Here is a 16,122-nt window from a genome sequence, read left to right on the forward strand (position 1 = left end):
CGCAGGGCTGGACGGCCTCACGTCGTGGGGTCGATCTCCTCGGGATCGCGGCCCAGGAGCACCGCCACCTGGTCCACCACGACGTCGCGCACCAGGTCGGCGAGATCGTCCCGCTCGCCCGCGCGCAGCTCCAGCGGACGGCGGTACACGATGATCCGCGGCGGTACCTCGCGGCCGTCCTCCCGGTGCGCCGGGAGGAGGCGGGCCAGGGGCACGCCGCCGTCGTCCAGCACGTCCGCGTCGAGCACCACCTCGTCGGGGTCGGTGTGCTCCACCCACGGCACGTCCTCGACCGCGAACTCCACCCCGGCCAGTTCGCGCTCCCACCGGCGTTCGAGGTCCTCCACCGCGTCCAGGACGAGGTCGTCGAACTGCTCGCCGCGGGTGCGGGAGAGCGGGACCTCGGCCGGCACCAGGCGGCCGCGCAGGCCGCGTCCGTGGCGGTCGCGACGGGAGCGCGGAGGACGGCGCGAGGGGTGGGTCATGGCAGCGGAGAGCCTACGGCGCGCACGGGGCCCCGGAGCGTCAGCGCGGCAGCCGGCGCCACACCGCACGCGGCAGCAGCCGCATGAGGAAGAACACCGGACGGAGCACGGGCGGCACCCACACCTCGCCGCGCCGTCCGGCCAACCCGGCGACGACGGCGTCGGCCACCTGGTCCGGGGTGCTGGAGAACGGCGCCGGTGACATCCCCTCGGTCATCCGGCCGACGACGAAGCCGGGACGCACCAGCAGCAGCCGCACGCCGGTGCCCGCCAGCGCGTCGGCCAGCCCGCTGGCGAACCCGTCGAGACCCGCCTTGGCCGAGCCGTACACGTAGTTGGCGCGGCGGACGCGCACTCCCGCGACGGAGGAGAACACGACCAGCGTGCCCCGCCCGGCGGCGCGCATCCGTTCGGCCAGCAGGGTGAGGACGTGCACCTGCGCGGTGAAGTCGGTGTGCACGATCGCGACGGCGGCCGCGGGGTCCCGCTCGGCGCGGGCCTGGTCGCCGAGGACGCCGAAGGCCACCACGACGGTCGCCGGCGCGCCGAACCGCTCCTCGACCTCCGCGAGCACGGCGGCGTGCGACCCCAGGTCGTCGGCGTCGAACTCCACCCGGCCGACGGTTCGCGCGCCCGCACGGCGCAGCGCCGCCTCCTCGGCGTCGAGGTCGGCGGACCGCCGGGCGGCCAGCACGATCGTGTCGCAACCCCGGGCGACGAGGCGGGCGGCGACGGCCGTCCCGATCTCGCTGCGCCCGCCGAGAACCAGGACCGGACCCGCGTCGATGCCCACGGGGTCATCGTGCAGGATGGGGCCGGCCTGCCCGACTCCCCGGTGCGCCTGCTGCGGTGTGCCCGCGGTCGGGTTTACTGTGCCTGGCGTGAGGAACCGGTGGTGAGGCAGTCACGTCGCTGCTCGCGCAGCGGCTGCGCGCAACCGGCAGCGGCGACACTGACCTACGTGTACGCGGAGTCGACGGCCGTTGTCGGTCCGTTGGCGACCTCCTCGGAGCCGCACAGCTACGACCTCTGCGAGTTCCACGCGGAGCGGCTGACCGTGCCGCGCGGCTGGGAGGTCGTCCGCCACGAGATCGACCTCGAGGACGCCGGTCCGACCGGCGACGACCTGCTCGCGCTGGCCGACGCCGTCCGCGAGGCGGCCCGCCCCGAGCCCGCCCGCGACCCGGCCGACGACGGCCGCGGCACCCGGCGTGGCCACCTGCGCGTCCTCCCCGACCTCTCGTAACGGCTGGCACGGCCCCGCTGCAGGGTGGCCGTCCAAGCGATCGGTCGCGGGCGCCGATAAGGTCGCCGCGTGGACGACCTCTCATCGATCATCAAGGCCTACGACGTCCGTGGCGTCGTGCCCGACGAGTGGGACGAGGACGTCGCCCGTGCCCTCGGGGCCGCGTTCGCCGAGTTCGTGCACGGGGACAGCGGGGCCACCTCGGTCGTCACCGCCCACGACATGCGCGACTCCTCGGTGCCGCTGTCGCGGGCCTTCGCCGAAGGCGTGATCAGCCGCGGGCTCGACGTCGTCGAGGCCGGCCTGGGCTCGACCGACATGCTCTACTTCGCCTCCGGCTCGCTGGGGCTCCCTGGGGCGATGTTCACCGCCAGCCACAACCCCGCCCAGTACAACGGGATCAAGATGTGCCGGGCCGGCGCGGCGCCGATCGGGCAGGACTCGGGCCTGGCACAGATCCGCGCGTTCGCGGAGCGGGACGGCTACGAGCGCGAGCCCGGTCGGGTCGGCTCCGTGAGCCAGCGCGACGTCCTCGGCGAGTACGCGGATTACCTGCGGAGCCTGGTCGACCTGTCGGGCATCCGCCCGCTCACCGTCGTCGTCGACGCCGGCAACGGCATGGGCGGGCACACGGTGCCGGTGGTCCTCGCCGACCTGCCGCTCGAGGTGGTCCCGCTGTACTTCGAGCTCGACGGCTCCTTCCCGAACCACGAGGCCAACCCGCTCGACCCGGCCAACCTGGTCGACCTGCAGGCGGCAGTGCGCGAGCACGGCGCCGACATCGGCCTGGCCTTCGACGGCGACGCCGACCGGGTCTTCGTCGTCGACGAGCGCGGCGAGCCGGTGAGCCCGTCGGCCGTCACCGCGCTGGTCGCCGTCCGCGAGCTGGCCAAGGGCACCGGGACGACGATCATCCACAACCTGATCACCTCCAAGGCGGTGCCCGAGATCGTCCGCGAGCACGGCGGCGAGCCGGTGCGCACGCGGGTCGGGCACTCGTTCATCAAGGCCGAGATGGCCCGGACCGACGCCGTCTTCGGCGGGGAGCACTCGGCGCACTACTACTTCCGCGACTTCTGGCGGGCCGACACCGGGATGCTCGCCGCCATGCACGTGCTCGCCGCGCTGGGCGAGCAGGCGGGCACGCTGTCGGAGCTGACCGCGGCCTACTCCCGCTACGCCGCCTCGGGGGAGATCAACTCGACGGTGGACGACGCGGCCGCGCGGATGGCCGACGTGCGGGCGACGTTCGCCGACGAGCCGGGCGCCTCCGTCGACGAGCTCGACGGGCTCACCGTGGAGCTGTCCGACGGCGCGTGGTTCAACCTGCGCGCGAGCAACACCGAGCCGCTGCTGCGGCTCAACGTGGAGGCGCCGGACGAGGCGCGGATGACCGAACTGCGGGACCAGGTGCTGAGGATGGTGCGGGCATGACGACGGACGCGACGAACGCTGGACCGCTCGGGTTGGACCCGCAGCTGCTGTCCATCCTGGCCTGCCCGGACACCCACCACACCCCGCTGACGGTGGACGAGGCGGCGTCGGAGCTGGTGTGCCCGACCTGCGACCGGGCCTTCCCGGTGCGCGACGGCATCCCGGTGCTGCTCCTCGACGAGGCGCGGCACCGCACGCAGTGAGCCCGATCGAGCCGTGACCTCGCCCGAGATCGCCGAGGAGGTCCTCGACGATCTCGCGGTGCTGCGCGCCCGGGATCCCCGGGGACTGCTCCCCGCCGTCGCGGGCGCCGGCGCCCAGGTGCGCGAGACCGCGCGCCTGACGGCGGAGTCCGCCCTCGAGCGGGTCACCCGCGGTGGCCGTCCGCGGGGGCTGGTGGTCGTGGCGCGGCGGGAGGGCGCCGTGGCCGCCTCGGTGCTGCGGGCGCTGCTCGGGCCGTCGAGCCCGGTCAGCGTCGACGTCGTGCCCGGCCCCGCGCTGCCGCTGTGGACCGGTCCGAGCGACGTGGTCGTCGTCGCCACCCGGACGGGAGCCGGTGCCTACGCGGTCACCCCGGCGTACGAGGCGGCGCGGCGCGGGGTCTCGTTGCTCGGCATCGGCGCCGAGGACGCCCCGCTGCGCGCCGCCTGCTCGACCGCGCGCGCCCCCTACGTGCCGCTCCCCGCGTCGCGGGTCCGGCACACGGCCCTGTGGTCGCTGCTCACCCCGATGCTGCTGCTCGCCGCCGAACTCGGCCTGCTGCCGGACGACGTCGCCGATCCCGAGTCGATCGCCGGCGCGCTCGACGCGACGGCCGAGGAGTGCGGGCCGGCGCGGGAGACGTTCGTCAACCCGGCCAAGACCCTGGCCGTGGAGCTCCTCGACGCGCTGCCGGTGATCGCCGCGGAGGGCCCGCTCGCCGGTGCGGCCGCCATCCGGATCGCCGACCAGCTCGCCACCCTCGCCGGCCTGCCCGCGACCGGCTTCCGGCTGCCCGACCAGCGGGTGGCCGCCTGCTCGGTGCTGGGCGGTCCGCTCGCCCCGCAGGACGAGGACGACTTCTTCCGCGATCGGGCCGACGACGCCGGCCGTCGGCTGCGGCTGCTCACCATCCGGGACGCCGGTGCCGGTGGCCACGACGGCTCGGGGGAGCGGGAGCCCAGGTCGGCGGGGGAGGCCATGCAGGAGGTGCTGCGGACGGCGGCGGCCCGCAACGTCCCCGTCAGCGCGCTGGCCGAGCACGCAGCGGCCGAACCGGCGCGGCTCCCGCAGCTGGCACGGCAGCTGGCCGTCGCCGACTTCAGCGCGGTGTACCTGGCCCTGGCGCTGGACCGGGAGCGTGGGCAGCGTCCCTGACCCGCAGCACGGTTCGGCCCCGCGGATGCGCGGGTAGAGCGGTTCCCGGCCGGGCGCGCCGCAGCGCACGCGGGGCCGGACGGACGATCATGACCTGGACAGCGCGCAGGTGCTGACCGACCGGAAGGACTTCCCGTGGCGGGTGGACTCGTAGCCCTGCTGGACGACGTGGCGGTGCTGGCGAGGGCGGCGGCCGCGTCGATCGACGACATCGGGGCGGCCGCCGGGCGGGCCAGCATCAAGGCGGCGGGTGTGGTCGTGGACGACACCGCCGTCACCCCGCAGTACGTGCAGGGCCTGAGCGCCGAGCGGGAGCTGCCGATCATCCGGCGGATCGCGGTCGGCTCGCTGCGCAACAAGCTGCTGGTGATCCTGCCCGCGATCCTGCTGCTCAGCGAGTTCCTGCCGTTCCTGCTCACCCCGCTGCTGATGCTCGGCGGGGCCTACCTCTGCTACGAGGGCGCCGAGAAGGTGTGGCACCGGCTGCGCGGCCACGAGGAGTCGCACGCCACGGTGGAGGACGCACTCCCGGACGAGAAGACGATCGTGTCCGGCGCCGTGCGCACCGACTTCATCCTGTCGGCCGAGATCATGGTGATCGCGCTCAACGAGGTGGCCGGCGAGGGGTTCTGGTCGCGGGCGATCATCCTGCTGGTCGTCGCGCTCGGCATCACCGCGCTCGTCTACGGCGTCGTCGGTCTGATCGTGAAGATGGACGACATCGGGCTGAGCCTGGCCCAGCGCCCGGGCGAGGCCGTGGCCGCGTTCGGGCGCGGGCTGGTGAGGGCGATGCCCAAGCTGCTGTCCGCGCTCACCGTCATCGGCACCGCCGCCATGCTGTGGGTCGGCGGCCACATCCTCCTCGTCGGGACCGACGACCTCGGCTGGCACCTGCTCTACGACGCGGTGCACTCCGTGGAGGAGGCCGCGCACGACGCCACCGGCGCCCTCGGCGGCGTCGTCGGCTGGCTGGTCAACACGCTGGGCAGCGCGCTCCTCGGGCTGGTCGTCGGCGGTCTGATCGTCCTCGTGATGACGCTCACGGTGCACCGCGGCCACTCCGCCAGCGACACCCCGAGCTCCGGAACGGGGGACACTGGAGGTCATGCCCACGGGGACCGCTGATCGGACGCTGCTGTCGCCGGCCCGACGGCGCGCGGACCGCGCGCGGCTGGCCGAGGAGGTCGTGGACGTCCTGGTCATCGGCGGCGGGGTGACCGGTGCCGGAGCCGCGCTCGACGCGGCCGCCCGCGGTCTGTCGGTGGGGCTGCTGGAGGCGCGCGACTTCGCCGCCGGGACGTCCAGCCGCTCCAGCAAGCTCATCCACGGCGGCCTGCGCTACCTGGAGCAGCTCGCGTTCCCGCTGGTCCACGAGGCGCTGCACGAGCGGGCCCGGCTGGTGCAGACCATCGCGCCGCACCTGGTGCGGCCGCTGCCCTTCCTGCTCCCGCTCACCGCGCCGGTCTGGCAGCGGGCCTACTTCGGGGCGGGCGTCGCCCTCTACGACGTGCTCGGGGCGGCGTTCATTCGTCGGCGGCCCATCCCGCGCCACCGGCACCTGTCCCGCACGGCCACGCTGCAGGCGTTCCCCGGGCTGCGCCCCGACGTCGTCCACGGCGCCATCCGGTACTGGGACGCGCAGGTGGACGACGCGCGGCACACGCTCGCCGTCGTCCGCACCGCCGCCGGCTACGGCGCCCGGGTGCTGTCCAGCGCCCGGGTCACCGGCCTCCTGCGCGACGGCGACGCCCCCGACGCCGCCGTCGTCGGCGTGCGGGTGGCCGACCTGACCGACGGTTCCTCGTTCACGGTCCGCGCCCGGAGCGTGATCGCGGCGACCGGCGTCTGGAGCGACGACGTCGGGGAGATGCTGGGTGACTCCGCCCCGAACCTCACGGTGCGCGCCTCCAAGGGCGTGCACCTCGTCGTGCCCCGGTCGGCCATCGACGGCGGCTCGCTCGCGGAGGCCGGCGGGACGCCGGACGGGCTGATCCTGCGCACGCCGACGAGCGTGCTGTTCGTCATCCCGTGGGGCGAGGAGTGGATCGTCGGCACCACGGACACGCCCTGGAAGCTCGACCGCGACCACCCGGCGGCCAGCAGCGCGGACATCGCCTACCTGCTCGACCAGGTCAACCGGGTCCTCGTCCGGCCGGTGACCGCCGACCAGATCCTCGGCGTCTACGCCGGCCTGCGGCCGCTGCTGGCCGGCGAGTCCGACGAGACCAGCCGGCTCTCCCGCGAGCACGCCGTCGTGAACCCGGTGCCGGGCCTGGTGCTGGTGGCCGGCGGCAAGTACACGACCTACCGGGTCATGGCCGAGGACGCCGTCGACGCCGCCGCGGCCTGGCTGCCCGGGGTCCCGCCCTCGCGCACCGCGGACCTGCCGCTGGTCGGCGCCACCCGCTGGACGGAGGTCCGCGACTCCGCCGCCGAGCTGGCCGCCGCGTCCGGCGTGCCGGAGGCCGCGGTCGAGCGGTTGCTGCGCCGCCACGGCGACCGCACCCCCGACGTGCTCGCGCTGGCCGCGGCCGACCCCGAGCTCGCCGCGCCGATCGTCGGTGCGCCGGACTACCTCGCCGCGGAGGTCGTGCACGCGGTGACCGCCGAGGGAGCGCTGCACCTCGACGACGTCCTGACCCGCCGCACCCGCGTCTCCATCGAGACGGCGCACCGCGGCGTCGACTCCGCCGAGCAGGTCGCCGCGCTCATGCGCCGGGAGCTCGGCTGGGACGACGAGCGCACCGAGCGGGAGGTCGCGCACTACACCGCCCGGGTGGACGCGGAGCGCGAGTCGCAGCGGATGCCCGACGACCGCACCGCCGACGCCGCCCGGCTCGGCGCCCCCGACGTGCGGGCCGGGGTGTCGCCCGGGGGAGGCGAGGGTCTCGTGCGACGAGAGGGCCGAGCAGTGCCCGCGGAGGCCCGGGGAGCGGGAACCGGGCGTTAGCCTGAGCCGATGTGGCAGCTTCAGAACGCGGTGCGTCACTACCCGTGGGGGTCGCACACGGTCATCCCCGAGCTGCTGGGCCGGCCCTCGCCGGCTGACCAGCCGCACGCCGAGCTGTGGATCGGCGCCCACCCCGACGAGCCGAGCGTGCGTTCCGACGGCGTGCCGCTGGACAAGGCCATCGCCGCCGAGCCCGAGCAGCTCATGGGTCGCGACGTCGTCGACAGGTTCGGCGCCCGGCTGCCCTTCCTCATGAAGGTGCTCGCCGCCGACCAGCCGCTCTCGCTGCAGGCGCACCCCACCACCGAGCAGGCCCAGGCCGGGTACGCCGCCGAGGAGGCCGCGGGCGTGCTGCGCGACGACCCGACGCGCACGTTCAAGGACCCGTACCACAAGCCGGAGATCCTGGTCGCCCTCACGCCCGTCGAGGCGCTGTGCGGCTTCCGGCCGGTCGAGGAATCCCTGCACTGCCTGGCGAAGCTGCAGGTGCCCGAGCTCAAGCCCACCATCGCCGCGCTGGCGCGCGGTGGGCTGCGGGCGGCGATCCCGCAGCTGCTGGCGCTGCCCCCCGAGCAGCGGGAGGCGCTGGTCTCCGCCGTCGCGGTGTCCGCCGCCGGCTTCGTCGCCGCCCACGACCCGGAGTTCATCAACACCTACCGCTGGGCGGCCTCGCTCGCCGAGACCTACCCCGGCGACCCCGGCGTGGTCATCTCGCTGATGTGCAACCACCTCAAGCTGGCTCCCGGTGAGGCGGTCTTCCTGCCCGCCGGGAACCTGCACGCCTACCTCTCCGGGGCCGGTGTCGAGGTCATGGCCAGCTCGGACAACGTGCTGCGGGGCGGGCTCACCGGCAAGCACGTCGACCTGGCGGCGCTGATCGAGGTCCTCGACTTCACCGACGGCCGGGTGCCGGTGCTGCATCCCGTGCTCGGTCCCGGCGGGCTGCGCTACCCCGTCCCGGTGGCGGACTTCGACGTCACCTTCTGCCAGCTCGGCGAGCAGGCGGGCACCCTGACCACCCGCGGTCCGCAGCTGCTGCTGTGCACCGAGGGCACGGCGGTGCTCGCCTCGGCCGACGAGGAGCTCACCCTGCAGAAGGGCGAGTCGGCCTTCGTGCCCGCGGGGACACCGGTCAGCGCGCGCGGTCCCGCGGTGCTCTACCGCGCGACGACGAACCTCACCTGACCCAGCGGCCGCGGCCTGCGTGTCGCGGACCGGGACGGCGCGCGGCCTGCCTAGGTTCCGAGGCGCCGTCGTCTTCCGCCTGGGGTCGTCATGTCCGTCCGCCTGCCCGCACGTGCCCGCCGCGCCGCCCGTGCGGTGGTCGCGCCGTTGCTCGCCGTCGCCCTGCTGGGTGCGTGCGCGGACGCGGAGGCGACCGACGAGCGTGCGGCGACCTCGGCCACCGAGGCCGCGGCGCCCACGCTCAGCGAGGCGGAGCTCGAGGCGGCGGCGGCCGCGGCCGAGGCCGCCCTGGCGGAGCTCGAGACCGCCGAGGAGGCGGTTCCCGCCGACGGCCTCGCCGGCACCGCGCTCGACGCGGGCAACACCGACGCCGTCGTCGCCACCGCCGAGCCGACGTCCGCGCTGGCCGCCCTCGCCGCGCTCGAGGTCAAGGGGCGGGCCCCGCGCACCGGGTACGACCGCGACCTCTTCGGCAACGGGTGGGTGGACACCGACCGCAACGGCTGCGACACCCGCAACGACGTGCTGGCCCGCGACCTCACCGGCGAGACGTTCAAGCCGGGCACGCGCAACTGCGTCGTCCTCACCGGCACGCTGGTCGACCCCTACTCGGGGAAGACGATCGCCTTCCAGCGGGGCCAGGGCACCAGCGAGGCGGTGCAGATCGACCACGTGGTCGCGCTGTCCGACGCCTGGCAGAAGGGCGCCCAGCAGTGGGACACCGCGAAGCGCACGCAGTTCGCCAACGACCCGCTCAACCTGCTCGCCGTCGACGGGCCGCTGAACATGCAGAAGGGCGACGGCGATGCCGCCACCTGGCTGCCGCCGGCGCGGTCCTTCCGCTGCGCCTACGTCGCCCGGCAGGTCGCGGTGAAGGTCCGCTACGGCGCGTGGGTGACCCAGGCCGAGAAGAACACGATGGCCACGGTGCTCAGCTCCTGCCCGGCCGAGCCGCTGCCCGGAGGAGTGGTGGCCGTGCTGCCGCAGCGGCCCGCCCCGGCACCCGCCCCGGCCCCCGCTCCCGCGCCGAAGCCCGCTCCGGCCCCCGCGCCGAAGCCGGCACCGGCCCCGGCCCCGGCTCCTGCCTCGGCGCCCGCCCCCGCCCCGTCGGTGTCCTACGCGAACTGCACCGAGGTGAAGGCCGCCGGAGCCGCTCCGATCCGGGCCGGTGACCCGGGCTGGCAGCCGAAGTTCGACAGGGACGGCGACGGCGTCGGCTGCGAGACCTGAGCGTCGGCCCCGTCCAGAGGCTCGCCCCGAGCGTGCGAGGGGTGAGGAGGACGGGGTCCTTCGTCTATCCTGGGGAACGGCACGAGCCCCGCCGAAGCCTCGGCATGCTCGCTCTCCCCGGCAACCGGGGATCGAAGCGACCCTGCATCCGACTGCATCGCCCGGCCGCGCGCCGGGCCCCACCTGGAGCCTCCATGACCGCCAGCACTGGCACCCGTTCGCTGACCACGCCCACCGGCGAGCCCGACTTCAAGGTCGCCGACCTCTCCCTGGCCGCTTTCGGCCGCAAGGAGATCCAGCTCGCCGAGCACGAGATGCCCGGCCTGATGGCGCTGCGCGAGGAGTACGGCGACAGCCAGCCGCTGGCCGGCGCGCGGATCGCCGGCTCGCTGCACATGACCGTGCAGACCGCCGTCCTCATCGAGACCCTCACCGCTCTCGGCGCCGACGTGCGCTGGGTCTCCTGCAACATCTTCTCCACCCAGGACCACGCCGCTGCCGCGATCGCGTGTGGTGGCGGCACGCCCGAGCGGCCCAACGGCGTCCCGGTGTTCGCGTGGAAGGGCGAGACGCTGGAGGAGTACTGGTGGGCGACCCAGCGGCTGTTCGAGTTCCGGGACGACAACGGCGACATCATCGGGCCGAACATGATCCTGGACGACGGCGGTGACGCCACGCTGCTGGTGCACCTCGGCACCCGGTTCGAGGCCGACGGCGTCGTCCCCGACACCACCGACGCCGACTCCGAGGAGTACGGCGTCATCCTCGACGTGCTGCGCGGCACCTTCGCCGAGGACAAGGGCTACTGGACCCGCATCGGCGAGGGCATCAAGGGCGTCACCGAGGAGACCACCACCGGCGTCATGCGGCTCTACGAGCTCGCCCGCGACGGCCGGCTGCTCTTCCCGGCGATCAACGTCAACGACTCGGTCACCAAGAGCAAGTTCGACAACCTGTACGGCATCCGGCACTCGCTGGTCGACGGCATCAACCGCGCCACCGACGTCATGATCGGCGGCAAGGTCGCCGTCGTCTGCGGCTTCGGCGACGTCGGCAAGGGCGCCGCCGAGGCGCTCCGCGGCCAGGGTGCGCGCGTGATCGTCACCGAGATCGACCCGATCTGCGCCCTGCAGGCGGCGATGGAGGGCTACGAGGTGACCACCCTCGAGGAGGTCATCGGCAAGGCCGACATCGTCATCACGACCACCGGCAACAAGGACATCATCACCGCCGACCTGCTCGGCCGGACCAAGCACCAGGCGATCATCGGCAACGTCGGCCACTTCGACAACGAGATCGACATGGCCGGCCTGGCGAAGACCCCGGGCGTCGTGAGGACGAACATCAAGCCGCAGGTCGACGAGTGGCGGTTCGAGGACGGCCACACGATCCTCGTGCTCTCCGAGGGCCGCCTGCTGAACCTCGGCAACGCGACCGGCCACCCCAGCTTCGTCATGAGCGCCTCGTTCTCCAACCAGGTGCTGGCCCAGATCGAGCTGTGGAACAACCGCGCCGCCTACGAGGGCAAGGAGCCCACCGTCACCGTGCTGCCGAAGAAGCTCGACGAGCACGTCGCGCGGCTGCACCTGCCCGCGCTCGGTGTGCAGCTGACCGAGCTGACCAAGGTGCAGGCCGATTACATCGGCGTCCCGGTCGAGGGCCCCTACAAGAGCGACCACTACCGCTACTGAAAGGACCCCCTCCCTCCCCACCCTTCGCAGGCTCAGAGTGGGTCCCTGGGAGGGGGCCGGTTCCAGCCCAGACCAGGGCTGTTTCCGCACGTCAGGTAGTAGGGAAAGCGGCTCACCCGGATGGGTGGGCCGCTTTCCTTGCGTGACAGGGGAGAATGGGGATCGTGCCGCCTACCGCTCCCCAGAACGGGCCCAGTCGTGGCCGTGTCCTGGTCGTCGACGACGACGCCGCCCTCGCCGAGATGCTCGGCATCGTGCTGCGCCGGGAGGGCTACGAACCGGCGTTCGTCTCCGACGGCAACCGCGCCGTGGGCGTCTTCCAGCAGACCCGCCCCGACCTGGTGCTGCTGGACCTGATGCTGCCCGGCCGCAACGGCCTGCAGATCTGCCAGGACATCCGCACGCAGTCGACGGTGCCGATCGTGATGCTCACCGCCAAGGGCGACACCATCGACGTCGTCCAGGGGCTCGAGGCCGGCGCCGACGACTACGTCACCAAGCCGTTCAAGCCGGTCGAGCTCGTCGCCCGGGTGCGCGCGCAGCTGCGCCGCGGGGAGACGGGGCAGGCCGAAAGCCTGTCGATCGGTGACGTGCAGATCGACGTGCCGGCGCACCAGGTGACGCGCGACGGCGTGCCGATCGCCCTCACCCCGCTGGAGTTCGACCTGCTGGTGGCCCTGGCCCGCAAGCCCCGCCAGGTGTTCACCCGCGAGCTCCTGCTCGAGCAGGTGTGGGGCTACCGCCACGCCGCCGACACGCGGCTGGTCAACGTCCACGTGCAGCGGCTGCGCGCCAAGATCGAGAAGGATCCGGAGCGGCCCGAGATCGTGCTGACGGTCCGGGGTGTCGGCTACAAGGCCGGGCCGCCGTGAGCCGGAACTGCCCGACAATGGGTGCGTGACCGCCACCCGGACGCCTCCTGCGGGGCCCGGCACGACCGGGCCCCCGCCGGAACCCTCGCGCCCGCTGGGCAGCGGCGCGGCGGCGGCTGCACGACGGCTGCGCCGGCGCGGCGGCGCCCTCCGCCGCTGGCTGCTCCGGACCACCCGCCCCTGGGTGCGGCGCGCCGTGCACGCCTGGCGCTCGTCGCTGCAGGTGCGCATCGGGGCCATCACGATGGTGGTCGCCGGCACGGTCGTGATCATCGTGAGCATGGTGCTGTTCAGCCAGATCCGCGACCAGCTCCTGTCGGTCAAGCGCCAGGCGGCGATCGACCAGGCCCAGGCCGGGGTCGTCGAGGCGCAGGGCGAGGTCGTGAGCATCGCGACCGGCGACGCCTCGTCGGTGCGCTCCACCCTCGACCGCACCGGCCGGGCGCTGCTCCAGCGGGGCGGGGCAGCGGGCGACTTCGACGTCGTCATGATCTACCGGACCGGTGAGCGGGAGATCCCGGGCTCCAGCAGGTCGTTCATCTACCAGTCGCTCCCCGACGACCTGCGGGCCGACGTCGACGCCGGGAACCAGTCCTACAAGTACGACGAGATCCCCGACGAGAACGGCGACCCGCAGGCATCCCTGGTCTTCGGGGCGCCGGTGACCGTCGACACGGCGGGCGTGGCGCGGACCGAGCTGTACTACGTCTTCCCCCTCGCGCAGGAGGCCGAGAGCCTGTCGCTGATCCGCAGCACCGTGCTGATCAGCGGCCTCGCGCTCACCCTGTTCGTCGTCGGCATCGGGGTCCTGGTCACCAGGCTGGTGGTCGATCCCGTGCGGCGGGCCGCGGGGACCGCGCAGCGGCTGGCGGAGGGGCAGCTGGAGGAGCGGATGACGGTGCGGGGCGAGGACGACCTCGCCCGGCTGGCCACCAGCTTCAACGCGATGGCCGACAGCCTCCAGCGGCAGATCACGCAGCTGGAGAGCCTGTCGCAGCTGCAGCAGCGGTTCACCTCCGACGTCTCCCACGAGCTGCGCACCCCGCTGACCACCGTGCAGATGGCCGCCGACGTGCTGCACGAGGCGCGCGAGGACTTCCCACCGCACGTGGCGCGCTCGGCCGAGCTGCTGCGCGCCGAGCTGGACCGCTTCGAGGGCCTGCTCACCGACCTGCTCGAGATCAGCCGCTACGACGCCGGGGTCGCCGTCCTGGAGGCCGAGCCCACCGACCTGGGCGCGCTGGTCGCGCGGGTCGCGGCGGGGATGTACGCCCTCGCGGAGCGGCACGGGTGCGAGCTGGTCGTCGACCGGCCGGACGACGACGTCGTCGCCGAGGTGGACGCGCGCCGGGTGGAGCGCATCCTGCGCAACCTCGTCGGCAACGCGATCGAGCACGGCGCCGGCCGACCCGTCGTGATCACCCTGGCCGCCAGCCGCAGCGCCGCCGCGGTGACGGTGCGGGACCACGGTGTCGGGCTGAGCTCGGCCGACGCGCAGCACGTCTTCGACCGCTTCTGGCGCGCCGACCCGTCCCGGGTCCGCAGCGTCGGGGGAAGCGGGCTGGGCCTGTCGATCAGCCTGGAGGACGCCCGACTGCACGGCGGCTGGCTCCAGGTGTGGGGGCAGCCCGGGTCGGGCGCCCAGTTCCGGCTCACCGTGCCGCTGACCGTGGGCGGGGAGCTCACCAGCTCGCCGCTGCCGCTGCGGCCGACCACCCTGCGCCGCCCGGGGAGCCCGGCATGAACCGGCGCGCCGTCGTCCCGCTGCTCGCGGTGGCCGTGCTCGGGCTCACCTCCTGCTCGATCGTGCCGACGTCGTCCCCGACGGTCCAGATCACCCAGGCCCCGGAGCGGCCCTCCGCGAACGTGATCACCGAGCCGCTCTCGCCGATCACGGGCGCGACGCCCGAGGAGATCGTGCGCGGCTTCATCGACGCCTCTGCCAGCACCGTGCGCGGGCACCCCGTCGCCGTGGAGCACCTCACGCCCGACGCGGCGGCGTCGTGGTCCGACGCCGGGAAGATCTGGATCATCAGCCGCGACTACGCCACCGTCGCGTCCGAGGCCGGCACCGTCGCGGTCAGCGCCAACCTGGTCGGCACCATCGACGAGCGCGGGGTGTTCGCCGTCGCCGGGGCGGAGTCCTTCACCCGCCAGTTCAGCCTCGTGCAGATCGACGGCGAGTGGCGGATCACCAACCCGCCCGACGGGCTGATCATGCTGCAGCTCGACTTCGAGCGGCTCTACGACACCCTCGACGCCTACTTCCTGGACCCCACCGGCCAGCGGCTGGTGCCCGATCCGCGCCACCTGATCAGCGGAGAGGCCCAGCCGACGGCGCTCGTGGAGCGTCTGCTCGAAGGCCCGTCGGCCGCCCTGGCGCCGGGCGTGCGCAATCCGCTCGCCGGGGCCCAGCTGGCCCGCACGGTGACCATCGAGGGCCAGACCGCGGTGGTCGACCTCGTCGACGTGGACGTGGAGCCCGGCCCGGCGCTGGCCGAGCTCTGCGCCCAGATCACCTGGACCCTCGAGCAGCTGGACGACTTCCGCATCACCTCGGTGACCATCAGCATCGAGGGCGAGGTCGTGCGGCCCGACGACGTCCCGCGGCAGCAGACCACCGACGACTGGGCGCAGTTCGATCCCGACGCCGCTCCGGTGGACGCGGTGGGGCACTACCTGGACAACGGCGTGCTGCGCACGCTCCCGGAGGGCGCGCCCGCCCCGGGCCAGGTCGGCGACGGGGGCTACGGGCTCACGTCCGCCGCCGTCGCGGCCGACACCCGGACCAGGGAGCTCACCGTCGTGTTCGGCGTGCGGCCCGACCCCGCCGGCGCGCGGCTGTGGGCCGGGCCCTACGGGGGCGACCTCTCACCGCTGCCGCACGTCGGTGGGGCCTTCACCCCGCCCACCGTGGCGGCCACCGGCACGGAGGCGTGGACGGTTCGCGACGGCACCGAGATCCTCCGCGTACCCGCCGGCGCCCCGGCCGCCCAGGGCGTGGTCGCGCCTGACCTCCCCAACCTGGGGCGCGTGCAGGTGCTGGAGCTCTCGCCGGACGGGGTGCGCGCGGCCGTGGTCATCGCCGGGGCGGAGGGGTCGCGGCTCTACCTCGGCACCGTCGTGCGCTCCGACCCGGCCGGGATCGTCGAGGTCCGGGGGTTGCGGGAGGTGGCGCCGTCGCTGGGCCGCGTCGTCGACGTGGCCTGGCGGACCGCCGGGGAGCTGTGGGCGCTCGGCGACACGGGGGAGGGCCGCATCGGGCCGTACTCGGTCGGGGTCGACGGCTGGGGGCTGCTCCGGGAACGCACCAACGGGCTCCCGGGGGAACCGACCTCGCTCGCCGCGGCACCGGGGCGCCAGCCCCTGGTCGTGGCGAACGGCTTCCTCTGGCAGCGGTCGGGCGTCTCCTGGGTGACGCTGATCCGGGGCCGCGGGCCACTGCCCGGGTCAGCGCCCTTCTTCCCGCTCTAGGAAGCGGATCCACAACTTCCTCGCCCGCGCCGGACCCGGGCCGCCCACCGCCGAGGCTGGGCGGGTGGTCGGGGCGGTGTGGTCGGCGCTGGCCGACCTCGTGCTGCCGCGGACGTGCGCCGGCTGCGGGTTGCCCGGCGTCGTCCTGTGCCGGAGCTGCGCCGGCCTGCTGGCCCGGCCGCACCTGGCCACGCCGCGC

Annotated in this window: 14 protein-coding genes; 12 read left to right on the plus strand and 2 right to left on the minus strand. The window is 74.3% G+C overall.

Features of this window, described 5'->3' with window-relative positions; genetic code table 11:
- Positions 1 to 17 precede the first annotated feature (17 nt).
- Positions 18 to 485, minus strand: a complete 468-nt coding sequence (locus A6V29_RS19900) for a metallopeptidase family protein (RefSeq protein WP_137161920.1) — start codon at positions 483 to 485, stop codon at positions 18 to 20.
- 40 nt (positions 486 to 525) lie between these two features.
- Positions 526 to 1,278, minus strand: coding sequence for a decaprenylphospho-beta-D-erythro-pentofuranosid-2-ulose 2-reductase (dprE2, locus tag A6V29_RS19905; protein WP_212719678.1), 753 nt, complete (start codon positions 1,276 to 1,278; stop codon positions 526 to 528).
- A gap of 102 nt (positions 1,279 to 1,380) precedes the next feature.
- On the opposite strand from dprE2, the gene A6V29_RS19910 reads away from it, so the two are divergent.
- From A6V29_RS19910 to A6V29_RS19965, 12 genes are all read left to right on the plus strand, one after another.
- Complete coding sequence (locus A6V29_RS19910) at positions 1,381 to 1,731, plus strand: DUF3499 domain-containing protein (RefSeq protein ID WP_283956385.1); 351 nt, start codon at positions 1,381 to 1,383, stop codon at positions 1,729 to 1,731.
- A 69-nt stretch (positions 1,732 to 1,800) separates the two neighbouring features.
- Complete coding sequence (locus tag A6V29_RS19915) at positions 1,801 to 3,165, plus strand: phosphomannomutase/phosphoglucomutase (RefSeq protein ID WP_137161922.1); 1,365 nt, start codon at positions 1,801 to 1,803, stop codon at positions 3,163 to 3,165.
- A complete protein-coding gene (locus A6V29_RS19920) occupies positions 3,162 to 3,368 on the plus strand; it encodes a Trm112 family protein (RefSeq protein WP_137161923.1) in 207 nt (68 codons plus the stop codon). The genes A6V29_RS19915 and A6V29_RS19920 overlap by 4 nt, the downstream gene beginning before the upstream one ends.
- 13 nt (positions 3,369 to 3,381) lie before the next feature.
- Positions 3,382 to 4,521 (plus strand): SIS domain-containing protein, encoded by a 1,140-nt coding sequence (locus A6V29_RS19925; protein WP_137161924.1) that lies wholly within the window; start codon positions 3,382 to 3,384, stop codon positions 4,519 to 4,521.
- Between the two features lie 135 nt (positions 4,522 to 4,656).
- On the plus strand, positions 4,657 to 5,646 hold the full coding sequence (locus A6V29_RS19930) for a DUF808 domain-containing protein (RefSeq protein WP_137161925.1): 990 nt from the start codon (positions 4,657 to 4,659) through the stop codon (positions 5,644 to 5,646).
- A complete protein-coding gene (locus tag A6V29_RS19935) occupies positions 5,627 to 7,471 on the plus strand; it encodes a glycerol-3-phosphate dehydrogenase/oxidase (RefSeq protein WP_137161926.1) in 1,845 nt (614 codons plus the stop codon). The genes A6V29_RS19930 and A6V29_RS19935 overlap by 20 nt, the downstream gene beginning before the upstream one ends.
- Before the next feature lie 9 nt (positions 7,472 to 7,480).
- Positions 7,481 to 8,656, plus strand: coding sequence for a mannose-6-phosphate isomerase, class I (gene manA / locus A6V29_RS19940; protein ID WP_137161927.1), 1,176 nt, complete (start codon positions 7,481 to 7,483; stop codon positions 8,654 to 8,656).
- Between the two features lie 90 nt (positions 8,657 to 8,746).
- Entirely contained in the window at positions 8,747 to 9,886 is a 1,140-nt protein-coding gene (locus A6V29_RS19945) for a GmrSD restriction endonuclease domain-containing protein (RefSeq protein WP_170977977.1), read from the plus strand.
- 194 nt (positions 9,887 to 10,080) lie between these two features.
- Positions 10,081 to 11,577, plus strand: coding sequence for an adenosylhomocysteinase (ahcY, locus tag A6V29_RS19950; RefSeq protein ID WP_137161928.1), 1,497 nt, complete (start codon positions 10,081 to 10,083; stop codon positions 11,575 to 11,577).
- 155 nt (positions 11,578 to 11,732) lie between these two features.
- Positions 11,733 to 12,449: an MtrAB system response regulator MtrA gene (gene mtrA, locus A6V29_RS19955; RefSeq protein ID WP_137161929.1), complete on the plus strand. Its 717-nt coding sequence runs from the start codon at positions 11,733 to 11,735 to the stop codon at positions 12,447 to 12,449.
- A 25-nt stretch (positions 12,450 to 12,474) separates the two neighbouring features.
- Positions 12,475 to 14,193: an MtrAB system histidine kinase MtrB gene (gene mtrB, locus A6V29_RS19960; RefSeq protein ID WP_249933370.1), complete on the plus strand. Its 1,719-nt coding sequence runs from the start codon at positions 12,475 to 12,477 to the stop codon at positions 14,191 to 14,193.
- Positions 14,190 to 15,923, plus strand: a complete 1,734-nt coding sequence (locus A6V29_RS19965) for an LpqB family beta-propeller domain-containing protein (protein ID WP_137161930.1) — start codon at positions 14,190 to 14,192, stop codon at positions 15,921 to 15,923. Before mtrB ends, A6V29_RS19965 begins: the two co-directional genes overlap by 4 nt.
- Positions 15,924 to 16,122: the final 199 nt, after the last annotated feature.

Origin of the sequence: Blastococcus sp. CCUG 61487, from assembly GCF_005222955.1 — a bacterium.
GTDB lineage: Bacteria > Actinomycetota > Actinomycetes > Mycobacteriales > Geodermatophilaceae > Blastococcus.